This is a genomic window from Thiospirillum jenense (assembly GCF_014145225.1).
Classification (GTDB): domain Bacteria; phylum Pseudomonadota; class Gammaproteobacteria; order Chromatiales; family Chromatiaceae; genus Thiospirillum; species Thiospirillum jenense.
Genome location: NZ_JABVCQ010000016.1, coordinates 41,509 through 61,467, shown reverse-complemented (window position 1 = coordinate 61,467; position 19,959 = coordinate 41,509). Strand labels below are relative to the sequence as shown.

Annotated in this window: 17 protein-coding genes; 11 read left to right on the top strand and 6 right to left on the bottom strand. The window is 50.3% G+C overall.

Annotation, left to right across the window (positions count from 1 at the left end; genetic code table 11):
- Positions 1-142 precede the first annotated feature (142 nt).
- Positions 143-1,735 (bottom strand): hypothetical protein, encoded by a 1,593-nt coding sequence (locus HUK38_RS08665; protein WP_182583930.1) that lies wholly within the window; start codon positions 1,733-1,735, stop codon positions 143-145.
- Positions 1,736-2,404: 669 nt separating this feature from the next.
- On the opposite strand from HUK38_RS08665, the gene speA reads away from it, so the two are divergent.
- From speA to HUK38_RS08630, 7 genes are all read left to right on the top strand, one after another.
- A complete protein-coding gene (speA, locus tag HUK38_RS08660; protein WP_182583929.1) occupies positions 2,405-4,330 on the top strand; it encodes a biosynthetic arginine decarboxylase in 1,926 nt (641 codons plus the stop codon).
- Positions 4,331-4,558: 228 nt separating this feature from the next.
- The gene (locus tag HUK38_RS08655; RefSeq protein WP_182583928.1) at positions 4,559-6,151 is read left to right on the top strand and encodes a TerD family protein; all 1,593 of its coding nucleotides are present in this window, start codon (positions 4,559-4,561) and stop codon (positions 6,149-6,151) included.
- Between the two features lie 31 nt (positions 6,152-6,182).
- Positions 6,183-6,530 (top strand): hydrogenase maturation nickel metallochaperone HypA/HybF, encoded by a 348-nt coding sequence (locus HUK38_RS08650; protein ID WP_182583927.1) that lies wholly within the window; start codon positions 6,183-6,185, stop codon positions 6,528-6,530.
- Between the two features lie 95 nt (positions 6,531-6,625).
- Positions 6,626-7,411 carry a hydrogenase nickel incorporation protein HypB gene (gene hypB, locus HUK38_RS08645; protein ID WP_182583926.1) on the top strand — a complete coding sequence of 262 codons (786 nt, stop codon included), beginning with the start codon at positions 6,626-6,628 and terminating at the stop codon, positions 7,409-7,411.
- A 59-nt stretch (positions 7,412-7,470) separates the two neighbouring features.
- Positions 7,471-8,148: a DUF3782 domain-containing protein gene (locus tag HUK38_RS08640; protein WP_182583925.1), complete on the top strand. Its 678-nt coding sequence runs from the start codon at positions 7,471-7,473 to the stop codon at positions 8,146-8,148.
- A gap of 163 nt (positions 8,149-8,311) precedes the next feature.
- Positions 8,312-8,839 carry a hypothetical protein gene (locus HUK38_RS08635; protein WP_182583924.1) on the top strand — a complete coding sequence of 176 codons (528 nt, stop codon included), beginning with the start codon at positions 8,312-8,314 and terminating at the stop codon, positions 8,837-8,839.
- A 69-nt stretch (positions 8,840-8,908) separates the two neighbouring features.
- Positions 8,909-9,265, top strand: a complete 357-nt coding sequence (locus HUK38_RS08630; RefSeq protein ID WP_182583923.1) for a PilZ domain-containing protein — start codon at positions 8,909-8,911, stop codon at positions 9,263-9,265.
- Between the two features lie 8 nt (positions 9,266-9,273).
- Here HUK38_RS08630 and glmU read toward each other — a convergent pair whose 3' ends face one another.
- Positions 9,274-10,662, bottom strand: coding sequence for a bifunctional UDP-N-acetylglucosamine diphosphorylase/glucosamine-1-phosphate N-acetyltransferase GlmU (gene glmU, locus HUK38_RS08625; RefSeq protein WP_182583922.1), 1,389 nt, complete (start codon positions 10,660-10,662; stop codon positions 9,274-9,276).
- Positions 10,663-10,777: 115 nt separating this feature from the next.
- Entirely contained in the window at positions 10,778-11,260 is a 483-nt protein-coding gene (locus HUK38_RS08620) for an FKBP-type peptidyl-prolyl cis-trans isomerase (protein WP_182583921.1), read from the bottom strand.
- A gap of 378 nt (positions 11,261-11,638) precedes the next feature.
- On the opposite strand from HUK38_RS08620, the gene HUK38_RS08615 reads away from it, so the two are divergent.
- From HUK38_RS08615 to leuC, 4 genes are all read left to right on the top strand, one after another.
- The gene (locus HUK38_RS08615; protein ID WP_182583920.1) at positions 11,639-12,127 is read left to right on the top strand and encodes a hypothetical protein; all 489 of its coding nucleotides are present in this window, start codon (positions 11,639-11,641) and stop codon (positions 12,125-12,127) included.
- A 129-nt stretch (positions 12,128-12,256) separates the two neighbouring features.
- A complete protein-coding gene (locus HUK38_RS08610; RefSeq protein WP_182583919.1) occupies positions 12,257-13,801 on the top strand; it encodes a hypothetical protein in 1,545 nt (514 codons plus the stop codon).
- 125 nt (positions 13,802-13,926) lie between these two features.
- A complete protein-coding gene (locus HUK38_RS08605) occupies positions 13,927-15,684 on the top strand; it encodes a thrombospondin type 3 repeat-containing protein (protein WP_202985528.1) in 1,758 nt (585 codons plus the stop codon).
- 148 nt (positions 15,685-15,832) lie between these two features.
- A complete protein-coding gene (leuC, locus tag HUK38_RS08600; protein WP_182583918.1) occupies positions 15,833-17,245 on the top strand; it encodes a 3-isopropylmalate dehydratase large subunit in 1,413 nt (470 codons plus the stop codon).
- A gap of 133 nt (positions 17,246-17,378) precedes the next feature.
- Here leuC and HUK38_RS08595 read toward each other — a convergent pair whose 3' ends face one another.
- Genes HUK38_RS08595 through hfq form a run of 3 tightly spaced genes read right to left on the bottom strand, consistent with a single transcriptional unit; the run spans position 17,379 to position 19,921 of the window.
- Complete coding sequence (locus HUK38_RS08595) at positions 17,379-18,359, bottom strand: ParA family protein (protein ID WP_182583917.1); 981 nt, start codon at positions 18,357-18,359, stop codon at positions 17,379-17,381.
- A gap of 15 nt (positions 18,360-18,374) precedes the next feature.
- Positions 18,375-19,652 (bottom strand): ribosome rescue GTPase HflX, encoded by a 1,278-nt coding sequence (hflX, locus tag HUK38_RS08590; protein WP_182583916.1) that lies wholly within the window; start codon positions 19,650-19,652, stop codon positions 18,375-18,377.
- Positions 19,653-19,657: 5 nt separating this feature from the next.
- Complete coding sequence (gene hfq, locus HUK38_RS08585) at positions 19,658-19,921, bottom strand: RNA chaperone Hfq (protein WP_182583915.1); 264 nt, start codon at positions 19,919-19,921, stop codon at positions 19,658-19,660.
- Positions 19,922-19,959: the final 38 nt, after the last annotated feature.

Below are 19,959 nucleotides of genomic sequence, written 5' to 3'. Positions count from 1 at the left end.
TCTAAAACGTGGCTTACACAGTACACCAAATTCTACAAAACTGGAAGATATAAATAAAAAAACGCCCGACGTTGCCGCCGGGCGTTCAATTGATTTCTACCGGCTATGATGACCGGTGACTTATTCCAACTGACGGTGCAGTTTAATACGCCGACGGGCGATTCGTGTAATCAGTGTAAGCGTCGGTGTTAATGGTGCTATTGGATGGCGTGGTGATTTCTGAGCCACGCGGGTTGGTTGTCCAACTGTAGTTGTATTGGGAGGTGTACACGCTATTTGCTTCAGCATCATCCCACAGCGGTAATTGAACGACCGAACCATAAGCAGCACACCCACAGCCAAGATTACATTGTGCTTCATTACCGCCGCCAGTGCCATTTGAACAGGGTGGGCATGTCCCTACTGACTCGGTAGTTTCACCATTTGCATCTGTAATTGTTTGTACTTCTGTGGCGCAATTAATATTTGCCGCAGTGATATTTGGATTGAGAACTGTGATGTCACAGCTATAACCACTGGCACAACCACAAGGACTGAAAACGCCATTTACTCTGTCATCGTTGTTCAACACACCATTATTATCCGTATCCAACGCAAATGCCGCACAGGGTGCCTCAATTCGCCGTTGATGATTCACCCGCATATAATACTTGCCGGCGTGTTCTAATCCAATATTCCACACCTCCGGCACCGGGCGACAATCAACATCACATTCACACGGACTAGCCCCGCAACTGGTAGTATTAAACGTCACCAATGCCACTTCATCATAGGATAATAATGGTAAAACCCCGCCACAGCCATCCGCCGGCGGTGGATTAACTGGATTATTACACGCATCAACATAATTGCTGACATCCGTGCGTTCAATACCATTTTCATCAAAAATCTGCACCGACCAATTACCCGCTGAACAATACTCCCGATCACAGAATGACAAGCGCACAATTTCATTTCCCGGGCTTTCGTACACATACCAATCATCTTCACCCTGTCCCCAGGTATAACTTGGATCACCGGCGACCACGCCATTAAACATTAAGTTAATCAAACCATACATGGATACGCCTTTGGTAATGACATCGGCAACCGTCGGATCATTATTCGGCTCAGTCTCCGCATCATAAAACCCGACGACAAAATTCGGATCCGTATTCGCCGCCGCCTCCAAATGTGCTTTCACCTGGTATTGATTATAATTCAACGCATCCGGCGCCGGTTTCACCACCACATAATACGTCCCTTTTAATCCCAGCGTGACGTAATAATCCATTCCAACCCGCGCATCCGCTACTGACGTATAGCCGGTATTAAACTCCGCAATTGGCATTCCAATCGCATCCCGAATAGAAATCACCCAGCCAGCCAAACTACCAACCGCCATGCTCGGCATTGAAAAGTTCAAAGTCAAATTCGTATTCTGCGCCGTCGTCACGACATAAAACCAATCCTGATCTTCGGCCGCGTAACTCTGCGCTAAAAAGCCCTGATCCAGCGCCAGCGGATCGGCGGATACAATGTTGTCATTCGCCTCTGTTTCACCGTACCAACTGCGACTGGCCGCCAGCGCCGCAAAGGTGATCCCGCAGCCGGTGGGATTGGTGGCGCATTCCCCCGCGCCGGCTGCCCGCCCCGCGCTCACACCCTGGTTATAACCATCGGCAAAACCCATTTCATAGGTCGCGCCGACGGTTGAATCGGTCGCCGCTGCGGCCACAATCGGCACTGTCGCCATTACGCAACTAATTAATATTGTTGAACAAATCCTACGCGCACACATGGTCACTTCCCCCTGTCACTCGTTCTTCAAAGCCAAACGTCGCGCCGCACTGCCCAGCGCGGCTCGGCCCAAGTATAAGGCCGCTTTATCCACTCGGCACCGTCATTTGTCAGCGCAATACGACACTTGGCAAAAAAACAACAGAGTCAAGTGCTTGACGCCGTGCCACCGCTACCCGATTCGACGTAACGTGCCTATACTTGACACGCACAAATTGCAAAATTGTCATACGCCGCGCCGGGCGTGACTGCATTTGCGAACGTTCGCAACTGTCATGCCAGCATCACGATTTGATTATAGGAGTCATGCAGTTGGAGCATGAATGATTGATTAATCAACACCTTTACAAAAGCGGGGTTTTTATTTCCCTTTTGCAAAAGCACGGCTGTTAAATGCTAATCAATCACCAATTAAAACTGCGCCCCTCGTCATTCCCGCGTAGGTGGAAATCCAGAATGCACAGGCGCTGGTTTTGATCGTTCCCACGCGCCAGCGTGGAAACGCGCAATCAGAGAGCGCAGTGATGCCAGTTGCCAACCTGAGGCGGCCGCTCGCATCACCCGCCGCCGTGTCAACATATTCGCCACTTGCAACTATTACGCAACCCTCACCGAGATCGTCAACATGGAAACCACACCCGACGCCGCTGCATCAGCGTCACCCGCCCCGTCCACCACCAGCGACCGCATCTACGCCATCAGCCGCTGGGGCGAAGGCTACTTTCACATCAACAGCGCCGGCCATTTATGCGTCCGCCCCGACCCCAACCGCCCCACCGCCATTGATTTAATCGAATTGACCAACCGCCTGCGCAACAACGGATTATCCATGCCCGTCTTGGTGCGCTTCGACGACCTGTTACGCCACCGCGTCCGCCGCCTGCGCACCGCCTTTGCCACCGCCATCGCCCGCCACAGTTACGGCGGCAGCTACCGTCCGGTCTATCCAATCAAGGTCAACCAGCAACGCAGCGTCGTGCAAGCCATTCTCAGCACTGGACAAATTGGTTTAGAAGCCGGCAGCAAACCCGAATTACTCGCCGTGCTGGCGCTGGTGCCGCCGGGCGAAACTGTGGTCTGTAACGGTTACAAAGACCGCGAATACATCCGCCTGGCACTGATCGGGCGGCGGCTGGGCATCCGCGTGTTCATCGTGATTGAAAAGGCGGCCGAACTCGACCTGATCGCCGACGAAGCCGCCCGTTTAGACGTAGAACCGCTTCTGGGTGTGCGCGTACGCTTGGCCGCCGCGGCCGCGGGCAAATGGCAAAACAGCGGTGGCGAAAAAGCCAAATTCGGCCTTTCTGCCACACAAATTCTCGCCCTCGTCGAACGCCTCAAAACCGCCGGGCAATTGCACTGGTTACACCTGCTCCACGCCCACCTCGGCTCGCAAATTCCCAACTTGCAAGATGTCAGCAATGGCGTCGCTGAATTAGCACAGTTTTATGCCGAATTGCGATTATTAGGCGCACCATTAGATACACTCGATTTCGGCGGCGGCTTAGGTGTTGATTATGAAGGCACCCGCACCCGCAATTATTGTTCAGTCAATTACAATGCCGATGAATACGCCGAAGCAGTCGTCTCAATGCTCACCCGCATTTGCCAAACGCGCCGCCTCCCGCCACCTAATTTAATGACCGAATCCGGCCGCGCCATTAGCGCCCATCATGCCGTGTTAATTACCGATGTCGTCGCCCGCGAACAAGTTGTTAATACCACTTGCCCAGCGCCATTAGATAGCGACGCCACTGATGCGGATTTGCAATTATTAACTGAGCATCTCGCATTAGCCGAAACCACTACGGCCGCGCAAGAAATCCTGCATCGAGCGCAAGAATTACGCGACACCATTCGCCAACGCTTTGCACATGGCGACGTGTCATTAATCATTCGCGCCCGCGCCGACGCCCTCTATACCGCTATTTGTCAGCAATTGCGTCAACAATTAACTCCCAATAGCCGTCGGCAACGCGAGTTATTAGACTCCATTAACGCCGATTTAGCCGACAAATTATTCTGCAATTTTTCGCTGTTTCAATCACTCCCCGACGTGTGGGCCATTGACCAAATCTTCCCCATCGTGCCATTACAGCGATTAAATGAATTGCCGACCGAACGCGCCATTATTCAAGATTTAACTTGCGATTCCGACGGCTGCATTAAACAATATGTGGATCAAGATGGCATTGAAGCCAGCTTGCCGGTGCATTCATTTGATCCTCAAACCGAGAATTATCTAATCGGCTTTTTTATGGTCGGGGCGTATCAAGAAATCCTCGGCGATATTCATAATTTATTCGGCGATACTGATGCGGTGAATGTAGAATTAGACCCGCAAGCCCCGTGCGGCTATCGGTTATTAGAACCCGAGCGCGGCGATGCGACCGAAGAATTATTACGTTATGTGCATTTTGAACCCCGCGCTTTACTGTCTGGGTATCGGCGGCAATTAGAAGCAGCCGATTTAGACAAGGCCACCCGCGAACGCTTTTATTTGGAATTGAAAGCCGGGCTATATGGCTATACTTATTTGGGGAGTTTTTAATTCGATTGATCGTCCCGGGCGGGCGCGCAGGGCTGTTAAGTGCTGATAGACGCAACATTCAAATCTGCCCGCAGCGTCATTCCCGCGTCTTCGGGAATCCAGCGGCGGCGCATTCTGGATTCCCGCTTTCGCGGGAATGACGGTTGCGTTATCTGGAGCATTTAACAGCCCGGCTGGCGGGTGCGTGGGAACGATTCAATTTTAACCGCATTGTCTGAGAGTGAGCGCATGAATTTATTACGCGGACAACGAGTCAATCTGCACGATGTCATTCCAACTACCCAATTCAGCATTGGCGTTGCAATTCACGCGCCGGCGCTCACTTTTGATTATGCGTGTTTCGGTTTAAATGCCCAAGAACAATTAACCGACGACCGCTACATGACCTTTTATAATCAACCAGTGACGCCCTGCGGCGGCGTTTCATTAGCCGCATCTGACCAACTCACAGCGCCTGAGCAGGTGCGGTTTTTAATTGATTTAAACAAATTATCACCGCAGATCACCAAATTAGTGTTGACCACCGCAATTGATGGCGCGGGCGTGATGGGTGACATCACTAGCGGTCAAGTGCATTGCTGGGTGAATACGCAAGCGGTGATCAGTTTTCAATTCCAAGCGGCTGATTTTCAAGCAGAACGTGCCGTGATGTTAATTGAACTGTACCGCAAAGATGCGCACTGGCGTATTCAAGCATTAGGGCAGGGATTTAATGGCGGATTGGATGCGCTGGTGCAATATTTTGGCGGCGAAGTGGCAACGGCAATTGATGAATCCATTGCACCAGTCACAGCGACGGGTAATGAACCGACTCAATCATTACCAGCCGGCGCCGCGCATTCATCACCCACAACATGCGCCCGCTGTCAGCGCACCTTTCATCAAGACAGCGGACATTTTTTACAGCCGCATCAATACACGCGGCGGTGCAGTCAATGCGATGCTGAGGTGCGCCAGTTATTAAATCAATTGCGTCAACAGTTTATTGCCGATTGTCAGGATGATATTTTAACGGATGCTGAATGGCAGCGGTTGCATCAGTCGGTGCAGCAAGCGCGGATTGAATGGAGCGAATTCTTATATTTTATCTATGATGACATTCTGGAATTTTTAGAACGAACTTTAACTATTTACGCGGCCGACGGCGTGATTACCAGTGATGAAGAAGCCAGTTTTCATCAATTATGCCAGCAATTCAATCTGCCTACTCGGGCGATTGAACGGTTATTAGAACGACTGGCGTATTTGAAAAAAATCAGTGATATTCGGCAAGGTCAATTGGAGACGGTGACGACCACGCTGTGTTTAGAATCGGATGAAACTTGCCATTTAGAAATTGAATCAGCGTATCAAAAAATGTCAGCGCGTGGTATCATACCCATTGCCGGTAAATTATTAGCCACCAATAAAAAACTGCATTTTTTATCATTAGAAGGCGGCTGGACAATGCTGTGGAAAAACATCATGCGTATTGGTCAAGAACCGCCGCATGTCGTATTAGAACTATCCACGCGGCAGGGCAATGGCTATTATCGTGTTAATGATGCGGAATTGACGGAAGCGGTATTAACCACCATGACGAAAATTGCCAAACGCCAGTTGTTAATTCCCCATGAAGACGACGCGGTTAATCGGCATATCGCGCAGCATATTAAAATTGCCGTGTGGCAACGCGATGGCGGTAAATGTGTGCAATGCGGGGCTACGTCTTATTTAGAATTCGATCATATTATTCCGTTCAGTAAGGGCGGGGCGAATACGGTGGATAATTTGCAATTATTATGTCGGCGGTGTAATTTAGCAAAAGGTGATCGGATTTAATGCGCTCGCGCAATCACTTGACTGTCACATCATGCACGAATTATCACTTTGTTTTGCATTATTAGAGCAGGTAGAAACACTGGCGGCGCAGCATCACGCTATTCGGGTTGAGCGCATGACAATACATTTGGGGCCGCTGTCAGGCATTGAACCCAGTTTATTAACCACTGCGTGGCCAATTGCAGCAGCTAATAGTCTTGCAGCAACGGCGGTGCTGGATATTATCATTAGCCCAGTGCGCGTTTATTGCCATGATTGCGGGGCTGAGAGTGACGCAACGGCAAATAACCTGTGCTGCGGTGTGTGTCACAGTTATCACACTCAAGTGCGCAGTGGCGATGAGTTGTTATTAGCCCACTTGGAATTAACGTTGGAATAACCCATATTCAATTCAATCGGGCGTACCGTTGGATCAGTTGTGCAAAATCCGCCCGCGGTGTTGATTACTTAACTTCATTTTGAGAGCATTGATTTATGTGTGATACTTGCGGCTGTCATCAGCATGATTTAACTGATTCTAATGAACCTATCACCACAAACGCCGCTGGGCGGGTGGAGTTGACGGTATTAAAACCATTGCTTAATGCCAATGATCAGCAGGCGGCTCATAATCGCGCTCATTGTGAACAACACGGCATTTTGGTCATTAACTTGATGTCATCACCCGGCGCGGGTAAAACCAGTTTATTAGAAGCAACCATTGATGCGTTGGCGGCTGAATTGCGCATTGCGGTGATTGAAGGCGATTTAGAAACTGAAAATGATGCGCAACGCATTCGGGCAAAAGGCGTGGCGGCGGTGCAAATTACTACCGGCACGGCTTGTCATTTAGACGCGAATATGGTGCATGAGGCGCTGCATCGTTTGGATTTAAATAAGATTGATTTATTGTTAATTGAAAACGTCGGTAATTTAGTCTGTCCGGCGAGTTTTGATTTGGGGCAACATCGCAATGTCGTTTTATTATCTGTGACGGAAGGCGATGATAAACCGGCGAAATATCCGGTGATGTTTCGCGCCGCTGATTTGGTATTAATCACGAAAACAGATTTATTGCCCTATTGCCCGGAATTTCAACCAGCGCGGGCGGCACAGGCATTGCGTCATTTGGCGACTCATAGTCCATGTTTTCAATTAAACACCCGCAGCAGTGCGCCCGATTTAACCGCGTGGTTGAATTGGTTACGCGCTGAACAGTCGGCATTAAAACAGCGGCTGGCATTAGAACCGGTGCATGTCAGGGCGCATGAACATGTATAATTGTTGCGCAAAATCAATTAACTTTCAGTAAAAAGCGTTGCAATTTAAGGAGTAACAAAATGAGTCCGCAAGCAGAGGAAATTTGGGCAATTTTGCGTGAGGCGGCACAAATCAGAAAAGACACTGATCGGCGAATTGCGCAACTTGGTCAGGAAACGGATCGCAAGATTCAAGACTTGGTGAATAGCAATAAAGAAACCGATCATAAGATTCAAGAACTTGTGAATAGCAATAAAGAAACCGATCATAAGATTCAAGACCTGGCTGATCGGATAAAAGAAACTGACCGAATAGTGAATAAACTATCAAAAAACCTCGGCGATTTAGGTAATCGTTTGGGTGAATTTGTGGAATACATGGTCGCGCCGGCAGCGGTGCGGTTATTTCAATTGCGCGGTATTCCCGTGCATGAATTTCATCAGGATGTCACCGCTAAACGCAATGGTGAAGGAATTGAAATTGACCTGTTGGTGGTCAATGATGACACGCTGGTTGCGGTGGAATGTAAAAGCAAATTAACCTGCGAGCATGTTGATGCGCATATCGTGCGCATGGAGCGATTAAAACGCTTATTGCCGGCGTATCGCAATTATCGTGCAGTGGGCGCGGTAGCGGCAATGGTGATGAATGAAAGTGTCCGCGATTATGCAATTGCGCAGGGGTTTTATGTCTTATGTCAAAACGGTGAACAAGTGGATATTAGTAATACAATTGAATTCGCGCCGCGAGTTTGGTAAAGCAAGATTTGAAGAGTGCGTGGCAAACCGTGATAATAGCGTTAATTGATCGTTTTTAAGCGGGCGCATGAGAACGATCAATTAACAGCAGATGTTCCAATTGTGTTACGCACCGTCATAAAAATATCGCGTGAAAAGGAGGAGTGAACCTACTATGATGCTGATGAATAATTCCCGGCCAGCAGCCCAGCGTTTAGCGCATTATCGCCGAATGAGTTTAGCGACCTTGTTGTTCGCGGCGCCAGCAATTAATGCCTTTGATTTTGGCAATATGATGAATCCGTCGCGCTGGTTTGGCGGCAATGATGATTATTATTATTCTGAATACGGACCCTACGCACCGGGCTATTCACCTTATGGATTGCCATTTTATCCACCGCATTACACCGCGCCCGCGCCGTATTACGCACCAACTGCGCCAACTGCCGCGCCGTTAGTCACATTGCCGGCGGTAACTAATGTGACGCCCGCCGCGCCAATTGATATTAAACCGGATGCAAAAGATCAGGAAATTGATGCACTCAAGCGGCGGATTGAACAATTAGAAGCGGCGCAGCGGCAATTGAATCCGCCCGCGCCGGCAATGATGTCAGCGCCGTCACCCGTCACCACTGCCGCGCCACCGTTTCAATCCCCCGCGCCGGCGGCTGAATTATCACAACCACATCGGTTCCGCCCGCTCGATCAATAATACGGGGCAATAGACTTGGCGGCTGTTAATTAACGCGAGTGAATGAAACCTGTGAATGGGACATAGCGGATGTCTGAAGATAAAAAGCCCGGGCGACAACGTATTCTCAGCTTTGCGATTCGGGATAAACATGCGCTTTATGCCGCATACATGTCATTTGTCAAGAATGGCGGGTTATTTATTCCCACGAATAAACGCTATGAACTGGGCGATGAGCTGTTTTTATTATTGCAATTGATGGAAGAGACGGATCGTATTCCCGTTTCCGGCAAAATTATTTGGATTACGCCGGCGGGGGCGGAGGGTAATCGAGCGGTTGGCGTCGGGATTCAATTCAGCGATCAGGATAAGGGCGTGGCGCGGCGCAAAATTGAGCAGTATTTGGCCGGCGCGCTGGATTCAGATCGCCCGACGCACAGCATGTAACCGCTTGATTAGTCTTGAGAATCTGGTGGCGTTGGTTTGAGTTTCACCGGCCGCTGCCAGCCCTCGATGGTGACTTGCGCGGCGCGGGTGAGGGTCAATTGATCTGCCGGTGCGGCGCGGGTGATGACGGAGCCTGCGCCAATGGTTGCGCCCGCGCCGACGTCAACTGGGGCGACGAGCGCGGTATTTGAGCCAATAAAGGCGCGGTCGCCAATGGCGGTGCGGTGTTTATTGACGCCGTCATAATTGCAGGTGATGGTGCCGGCGCCGACGTTGACGTGGCTGCCGATGTCGGTGTCGCCAATGTAACTTAAGTGGTTGATTTTACTGGCTTCAGCGACGCGGGATTTTTTCACTTCGACAAAGTTGCCGATGTGGCAGCGGTCGCCAATGTCGGCGTCGGGGCGCAGGCGGGCAAAGGGGCCGATGCGAGCGCCCACGCCGATTTTTGCGCCTTCAATCAAACAGTTAGCCAAGATTTCTGTGTCAGCGCCGATGTCGCAATCTTTGAGAACACAGTTGGGGCCGACGCGGACGTTTGCCCCGAGCCGCACCCGCCCTTCGCAAATCAAATTGACATCGAGCGTGACGTCGCGTTCACAAATCAATTCACCGCGAATATCAATGCGGGCGGGATCGGCAATGCTCGTGCCACCGAGTAATAATGATTCCGCTAATCGGCGCTGGTGGTAGCGTTCTAATTGGGCTAATTGCAGCCGATCATTGACGCCGGCGACCTCTTCGGGCATTTCAGGTGCGGTGGTGGCGACCTGCACGCCGGCTGCCGTTGCAATGCCAATCACGTCGGTTAAATAATACTCGCCCTGTGCATTTTTATTATCAATTTGATGCAGCCAATCATTTAAGGCGCGGCGGTCTGCGACAATGATACCGGTATTGACTTCATTGATTTCTAATTCAGCTTCACTCGCATCTTTTTGTTCCACAATGCGCAATACCCGCCCGTGTTTATCGCGCACAATTCGCCCATAACCAGTCGGGTCGGGCAGGCGCAGCGTTAAAACACCAAGCGCGGTGTGGGCGCTGTCCGCTACCAACCGATTGAGCGTTTCGGGTTCAATCAGCGGCACGTCACCGTACAAAATCAACACGCGGTTCATCGCCGCCAGCGCCGGCATGGCTTGCAGGACGGCGTGACCAGTGCCGAGGCGCTCAGTTTGCTCGACCCAAATGCAGCCGGCCGCGGCGAGCGTGGTGGGTACTAATTCGCCGCCGTGACCATACACGCAACAGATTTGCACGGCGCCGAGGGCGTGGGCGGCGTCAATGACGTGGCGAATTAACGGCCGGCCGGCGAGCGGGTGCAACACTTTGGGCAGTGCCGAGCGCATCCGCGTTCCTTTGCCCGCCGCGAGAATGACGATGCCAAGTTTCATTTACACCCCCAACGTTGTCGGTGAATCAACAATTCAAGTGTCGTTGCGTTGTTTTAAGGTTAATTATTTATCAGTTAATCGTTCCCACGCGCCGGCGTAGGAATGCGATCAATTATTAGTGTAACCGCGCCCCCGCCGTCTCCAGCAGATCATCTGGCCGCGGCGGGCGCACTTCAACCACGCGCACGGTGACAATTAAATGTTGCCCGGCGAGCGGGTGATTGCCGTCCACCGTTAATTTGCCGTCGGCAATGGCGGTGACGTAAAAAATGCGCGACTCGCCGTCGTCGCTTTCCATCAACACTTCCGCGCCGACGTGGCGAAATTGCGGCGGGACGTTGTCCAGATCGTCGGTGAATACCAGCTGAGGATCGTGGTCGCCAAAGCCGCTGTCGGCGGGCGTGAGTTCAAATTCGATTTCGTCGCCCGCGCTACAGCCGACGAGGGCGGAGTCCATGCCACCAATTAATTCGGTATCGCCGCCGTGAATGTAATGCACTGGTAGATCAGTTTGTTCTAACACCCGCCCGTGTTGATCGCGGATGTGATAGGTCAGGGCGACGTATAGTCCGGTGGTGATGACGTTTGGTTGTGACATGCGTGGCGGATCCGTTGGCGTTGCGATGGCGGTGGCTGTGGTTTTTTTAAGACGGAATTGGTGTCAAGTGCGGTGAAAATCGCCGGCGCTGGTGGCAATGACGCTTGATAAATCGCCAGTTTAGCGGTATATCTTGACAGGTCAGCGCGGCAGTTGTGGCAAAAACAAGAATGTTGCAAAACTTGTACAGGGTCGCTAAACTGCCAGTTCAAGTGTTGTTCGGTGTACCTAATTGTGCGCCTAGATTATTAGGTGTCCCTAACACTGCGTATAACGAGCAATCGTATCATAACCAAGTTCAGATCAGGCGGACACTTGACGTGATCCGGCAGTTTGTCTTAGTTTTGCGTCATTTAGCACTGACTGTTTAGAGATTCCATGAAATTGCAACCGCTTAGTTATGCTATTGCTTTGATGTTGGTGACTGGTGTGACCAGCGCAGTCGAGCAGGTGGCGACGCCCGCCCCGGCGGTGGTTGGTCAAGCTGCGGCGGCGCCGATCTTTACTCGTGCCACGACCCCGGAACAGCAGGCGGTGGCGGCGGCGCTTTCAGCGCGGGTGACTGCGCGCTGGGCGGCGCTGGCAAAACGGGATTTTGCAACCGCTTATACCTTTGAGACGCCGGCGTTTCGCCAGTTGAACGATGCCGCGAGTTTTGCCGGGCGCTTTGGCGGGGCGGTGAAGTGGCAGGGTGCGCAGGTGACGGAGGTCAAACTCGATGCGGCGTTGCAGTCGGCGAAGGTGGCGCTGATGTTGAGTTATGAGACGGTGTTGCCAGATGGTGGCAATTTGTATCAGGGGCGGCGGCGAATGGATGAGACTTGGATTCGAGTTGCTGACCAGTGGTGGTTTGCGCAGTCTGATTAATGGGGGCGCTATGACAATTAAGGTGGCATAGGCTATACTCACACGTCAGGCCGGGAGCGGTTCTTGGGTGTTTTTAATTTTTCAATGGTTTTCGTTTCATTCAACTGTGATCCACAGAGGATAATTCAAATGGCGAATTTTTTTAAGAAAGCGAAGTTGGCCGGTGCTGTTGCAGCGGCAATGGCGGCTGGATTGGCGGTGCAGACGGCTGAGGCGGTGAATCTGTCACCCGATGGACTGGGTGAAGTGGCGCTGGTGCCGTATTATTCAGCGCGCAATGGTTATGACACTTATATTAGCATTGTGAATACGGATCCGGTTAATGTCATTGCAGTCAAGATTCGATTCCGCGAGCATGACAACAGCCGTGATGCGCGTGACTTTTTGATTTATTTATCGCCAAATGATGTTTGGACTGGCACCATCACGATGCACGCAGCAGTTGATGCTACAGGCGCCCCACTTCCTCCTGATGCAGCTGGCAACCCCGCACTAGGCTGGCCAGTAATCCAAACCAACGATAATAGTTGTACTGTTCCCTCCCTGATTCCATTTGAGGCTGATGCAAGTCAGGCGACGCGAGCCGGGATGCGTGGGGTTGCCTTCACTTCTGCTGACTACGATGGAACTACGCGAACTGATGTTGGTTCTAGTAGCATTGTGCGAACCTATGACGGGTATGTTGAAATTATCGAAATGGGCACTGCTAATCCCGCCGTTTCGCCAATCGCCGCATTAGCCGTTCATAGTAACGGTGTTCCGGCCTCTTGCCCCACCCTTGAAGCTCAATATAACGAGGCAGTTATTACCTCTGGGTTCCAACATATCCAAGCTCAGTTTCGTGAGCCTTTGAATGTGATGAAGGTAGCAGCTAACTTGATTAACGCCGGCAGTGGACTTGTAGTGCCCATGCCTGTCACAATGTTGGCGAATTTTAATAATAATAATAGCTTGATGCTGAATCCTCCCCGCGATACGAGACCAGATTTAGGCGATGTATTCCCACCAGAAATTATTAAAATTAACAGCGCAGGTGGTGTGCAAACTGACGAGTTTGAAACTGGCTATGACAGTGTTAGTGCATTGTTAATGGCAACCAGTGTTATTAACGAGTATGCAATTGGTGGAGCGGCGCGGGCGCTCAATGACTGGGTCTTGACCTTCCCAACCAAACATTTTTATGCAGACGGACGAGCGCTGTCACCATTTTCTAATTCGTATGGTGCGTGTGAAACTGTTGAGTATGACTATGCTAATAGAGAAGAAAATTCGCCTGTTGGTTTTAATGTTCCGTTTTCTCCGCCATTGCCCACTCCAGTCCCGCAAATTTGTAAAGAAGTAAATATCCTCTCATTCGCTGTTGACGGAAATAATATCTACAGTGCTTTGGCAGGCAATATTTCAAATGCGTCACCACCACCTGCCAATAATGTTTATGGCATCCAACTCGAAGATGGGTTTACCAGCGGTTGGTTGAATCTGACTTTCACCGGGAATGCAGCAACTGATGCGGAGAATGGCGGTATAGTTGGGACTGATACTAATGATGGTATTACTGAGACCCGATATTTGGGCCTGCCAGTAATAGGCTTTGGTATTAAAACATATAGTAACACTACGACCGGTATCCAGTACGGCATTACACAAGAACATGCCTACACTAGAAATCCTTAGTGAATATGTTTGCCATGCAGTTATTTAGATTTATTTTCGGGTAACAAAAGCGTGGTGTGAAAATAGAAAGGGGCAGCAATGCCCCTTTTTTTACGATTATTCAAACGATGAAAAGGATTATAGCGATGTTTTCCAAGCGTCTCCTTAATAATCAAATCTTGCTATTGCTGGCGAGTTTATTGCTGGTCATCCCAGCACAAGCGACAGTTTCTGTTTGCGGTGATGGCAGCATTCCAGACGATATTTGCGCCGGTAGTGATTCTAACCGCTGTTTTATCACTCAGATTTGCATAGGTACGCTCGGCCGCGCTCCCAGTAATACTGAATTAGTGGACTGGGTAAATAAATTGACAGAAATAAGAAATACGGTTGAGGCGGGAACAGATATTGAGGCAGTTGAAGCAGAATTTGCACAGTGGTTTTATGAAGAGAATGAAAATGAAAGACTGGAAATATATCCTAAAGCCCGCTTGCCGGGGTGGGGAACTGACGAACAGGCTGACCTGTATGGGGTGTTCGTTACAAGTCTCTATCAAAACATTTTTGGCCGTGATGCTGATGTTGATGTGACTGCTGCGAATACGACTTGCACAGTCGTTCCTGTAATTAATCCTGTAGTTCCTGTAATTGATCAATTCACAGTTACCACAAACACGACGGAGAGACAATGCGATATTCAAGTTGGTGGTTATTATTATTGGCTTAAAGAGCTGGTATCCGGGAACATGCAACCAGGCAAGATGATTGTTTCGTTAATCAATGGCGCCCGTTGTAATTCCGCAGCTGCTACAGACGTGGCGCGCTTTGCAGAGCTTGTCAGAGTTGGATTACTGTTTGCTGATTATCAGAGAGATCATGGGGTGACTGGTACCAGCATAGATGATAACAATCAGGATGTTCTTCTTAAATATGTGATTGAAAACTATAAGGATGATGGTACAAATCTTGGCTATGACCCAGAGGGGCAAATTCAAACCTTATTATCCCCACCCGTGCAGCCCACTATCACTTGGGTCAGACGCAATGCACAGGGGATTGATGAGCCAGCTGATGATGCCTTGGAGCCCGGTGCGGGCACGGTTTATTTCCCAGACTCTCGAAATCCTACTATCATTATTTATGATGGTTTTGATAATAATGTTTATTATCCTGGATGTGCTGGAGTAAGTCCTATCACGACATCTTGCCGTAGTAGCAGTAATGACTTTCGAGGAACGTTGAAAGGCGGAATAACTTATGTACAACGATTACCACCTTTTGGTGCAGGGCAAGTTATAACAAATATCCCAACATGGGTTCAGTTTTCCATAGATTTACAAGGTACTACGCATCGTAGCTTTGAGTTTTCTATTTCGGATTATCCGAGCAATCTTAATCCGCCGAATCCAGATTGTAGAAAAGAAAGTGTGTCTGGTACTACATCCATCTATACTTCATCAAATAAATGTTCATTGGAACAAAATAGGACATACTATGCAAATTTCCGCGCAATTGAAAATGATAATGATTTTACATGCGGCATTTTAGAGTCTACATGTTCCGTTCCAGTTAACGAGAATGGAACCTGTCCTTCAAATCAGTGTGTCTGTAGTAGCAGTAATCCTTGTCGACTGGTGGTTCACGCCTGGTCTATAGATAATGATATGGATGGTGTTGCAGATACAATCGATAACTGCCCAAATTATAAAAACCCAACCCAAGCAGATGATGATGAAGATGGTGTGTTGTGCAATGACAACTGCCCGGCAGTACCTAATCCAGATCAAGCTCAAAGTGATGGAGATGGGCTTGGCGATGCGTGTGATAATTGCCCGACTGTAATGAATTTAGATCAAACTGACACCGACGGCGACCGCATTGGCAACGCCTGCGACACCAATTAACAACTTGGCATAGCACCCAACTAAAACGCACCGCGCCAGCCGCCGGTGCGTTTTCAATTAATCGGAATGAAATCAACCACTCCCTAATCGGGAATAACCAACACAATTCAATACTCAAGAGTGCCTAAGTGATTAGGAGCAGCCGCACATGAGCGCCACAACTTTATACGCCAAATTATGGGAATCACACAGCGTCCGCGTGGATGAACACGGCACCGCGTTACTCTACATTGACCGGCAATTGATTCACGAAGTCACCTCACCGCAAGCCTTTGAAGGGCTGCGCTTATCCGGCCGCCAGCCGCGCCGCCCGTCCGCCAATCTGGCCGTCCCCGATCACAACGTCCCGACACTCAACCGCCATCTGGGCATCACCGACCCCATCGCCCGCTTGCAGGTCGAAACACTGGCAGCCAACTGCGTCGAGTTCGGCATCCCCTTGTTTTCAATGGACGATCCGCGTCAAGGCGTGGTGCATGTCATCGGGCCAGAGCAGGGTTTCACGCAACCGGGCATGACCATCGTCTGCGGCGACAGTCACACCGCCACGCACGGCGCTTTCGGTGCGCTGGCATTTGGCATCGGCACGTCGGAAGTCGAACACGTTTTAGCCACGCAATGTTTGGTACAAAAAACGGCCAAAACGTTGCTGGTGCAGGTCACGGGAACACTCAAGCCCGGCGTCACGGCCAAAGACCTCGCGCTGGCATTAATTGGTCAGATCGGCACGGCGGGCGGCACCGGGCAAGTGATTGAATTTGCAGGTGATGCGATCCGTGCGCTGTCAATGGAAGGGCGGATGACGCTGTGCAACATGGCGATTGAAGCCGGTGCGCGGGCGGGCTTGATTGGCGTGGATGACACGACGCTTGACTATTTGCGCGGGCGGCCGCTCGCGCCAGCGGGGGCGGCATTTGACGAGGCGGCGGCGTATTGGCGCACGTTGGTCAGCGATGCCGGGGCGCAATTCGACCGCGTGGTGACGTTAAATGCCGACACGCTGCGCCCGCAAGTGACGTGGGGGACATCGCCGGAAATGGTGGTCGGCGTGGACGGTTGCGTGCCTGATCCGGCGGCCGAATTAGATGCCATTAAAGCGCAGGGAATGCGTCACGCGCTGGCGTATATGGGTTTAACGCCCGGCACGGCAATAAAGTCAATTCAATTAGACAAGGTGTTTATTGGCTCTTGCACGAATGGCCGAATTGAAGATTTGCGGGCGGCGGCGGCAATTGCGCGGGGTAAAAAAGTTGCGCCATCTATTAAAGCGGCATTAGTGGTGCCGGGCTCGGGATTAGTCAAAGCGCAAGCCGAGGCGGAAGGATTAGATCAACTCTTTCGTGATGCGGGTTTTGAATGGCGCGAGCCGGGCTGTTCAATGTGTTTGGCAATGAATGCTGACCGATTGGAGGCGGGTGAACGCTGTGCCGCCACCAGTAATCGCAATTTTGAAGGACGGCAGGGGCCGGGTGGGCGGACGCATTTGGTGAGTCCAGCAATGGCGGCCGCGGCGGCAATTGCGGGGCATTTTGTGGATATTGCTGATTGGGCGGTGCATTAGAAGTATTTGGTTGTTCCCACGTTCCAGCGTGGGAACAAATAGCTATTTTCATCTATTTTCACTTCAAAGAAGTGCTTACAAAGTGTTCTCATCAAAGTCGTCAAAAATAACTTGATTTGCACAGGCTTGATTATTAGTTGATTAACTCTAGTAGGCGTTCTACCATTGCATTGAAGTGATCTACGGACTTTTTAGCTGTGGTAATGTGAGCCCCTGTGAGACCATCAGCATTATTGCAATCGAAAACAGGTTTTCTTGCATTTAGAGAGTAAGGTATTAAACTATGTAAATTAGGTATTTTGCCCAAATTGTACGAACCATCAGCCCAAGAAATGATTTGACTTGAAGATAACTTTCCAATGATGTTTTGTTGCATTGCATTTTCCAATTGGTCGCCAAATATTTGCCAACCCTTTGTCATTCCTGCCGCGTTATTGCGCGGATTATGTTGCTGAATGACATAGCCAGCAAAAATCGGTTTCCCTTGTGGTAAATCCAGATTATCTCCTGCCCAAGCATTATTGCATTGTTGCCATTCACGTTGCCATGTCACTAATTTTGATCCCAAATTTTCTGTGCCTTTTATTGAAAATAAATCGGGGGCGACGGGAACTATAAAATAATCACTTGAACTTAGCACAGCACGATTTAATGCCCCTAGATTTGGTCCCAAGTCAATCATCACGACATCCGCGTTTATTTCAGAAGCAACCCATTTTATGTACCGATAAATTGCGGACTGTACCCTTAAATCAGGCTCGCTACCGCCTTTTGCGCTATTCCAAGAGTCACCTAATTTATCTTCATAGTTGCTTAAAAATAAATCACCAGGGACAATATACAAATGTTCACTCAAAGGGGTGGGACGGGTTTTACGAATGTCACCTATCCCCCTGTAAACAAGTTCAATAACGCGGTAAATACTATTTCCATCTTCGTTCCACGCTTTTTCAATTGCTTCATCTCTCATTGCATATGCTGTTAAATTGCACTGACTGTCGCAATCTACCATTAGCACAGTTTTGTTTTTTCGTGCTAACAGATGAGCCACATGGAACATATAAGTTGTTTTACCAACTCCACCTTTATTGTTAAATATAGTAATTGTTTTCATAACCTTACCCCGTGTTTATACGCAGTAAATACCAACCTCCTCCGCCAACCGCCGTTCCAATTGCGTTCGGGCAATAGAAACGGTCATCTCCCACCCGCCTTCATCATTCGGCACATCCGTTTTCACTTGACCATGTTCAAATAACCACGCCCGCAATTTGCCATCAATTGCCCGCAAGGATAATTGCCGCGTGGTCATATCACCATGCAGCCGTTCATTCAACGCCGCTAATAACAAATCCACGCCGTCACCCGTCGCAGCGGATAACCACACCCGCGTCACCTGCCCGCTATCATCCCGATCCACTCGCGCCGTTTGCTCGGGTAATTGGTCAATTTTATTCAACACTTGCACACACGGAATCTCGGCCGCGTCAATTTCCGCCAACACCGCCAACACGTCCGCCGCTTGCCGCTCGCGTTGTTCGGCACTGGCATCGCTGACATGGAGTAACACATCCGCCATGCGCGCCTCCTGCAACGTTGACCGAAATGCCGCCACCAGCGCGTGCGGTAAGCGATTGATAAATCCCACCGTATCCGCCAGCAGCACCGCGCCCGCCTGCGGTAAATCCAAGCGCCGCACCGTCGGATCGAGTGTGGCAAATAATTGATCCGCTTGAAAAACACCCGCAGATGTCAAGCGATTAAACAGCGTGGACTTGCCCGCATTGGTATAACCGACCAGCGCCACCGTCGGCAATTCCGCCCGCTCCCGCGCTCGCCGCCCCTGCGCCCGCTGCGTTTCAATGCGTTTAAGGCGTTGATTTAACACCACAATCCGTTTGCCGAGCAGCCGCCGGTCAGTTTCCAACTGCGTCTCACCCGGTCCACGCAAGCCAATACCGCCCTTTTGCCGTTCCAGATGCGTCCAGCCGCGCACCAATCGCGTGGACAGATGTTGCAACTGCGCCAACTCGACCTGCAATTTGCCCTCAAATGACCGCGCCCGCTGGGCAAAGATGTCTAAAATCAAGCCGTTACGATCCACCACGCGACACTGTAACAAGCGTTCCAGATTGCGTTCCTGCGCCGGACTCAAGGTGTGATCGAACATGACCAACTCGGCAGATTCCGTGGCTATCACCGCTTTGATTTCATCCGCCTTGCCCGTGCCGACAAACAGCCGCGCATCGGGTTGGTCACGGCTGCCGCTGAGATACGCCACCTCAATTGCCCCCGCGGCCGCGGCTAACGCACTGAATTCATTACGCATATCGGCATCGGGCGTCAACCCGCCGAGTGCCAGTTGCACCAACACGGCGCGCTCGCCGCTCTGTGGGCGATCAAACATGGCAATTAGTGCGCATCATGGTTATCAATCGCGTCATCATCTGTGTCAAATACCAATGGGTTGCGCAAATTGCGCGACGGCACGACGGTGGAAATGGCATGTTTATAAATCATCTGGCTGACGGTATTTTTCAGCAATACCACGAATTGATCGAACGATTCAATTTGCCCCTGCAATTTAATGCCATTGACCAAAAAGATCGAGACGGGAATGCGTTCTTTACGCAACGCATTTAAGAATGGGTCTTGCAGACTTTGTCCTTTCGACATTGTTATTTTTCTATTCAAGTTGATGAAAACCACCGCCC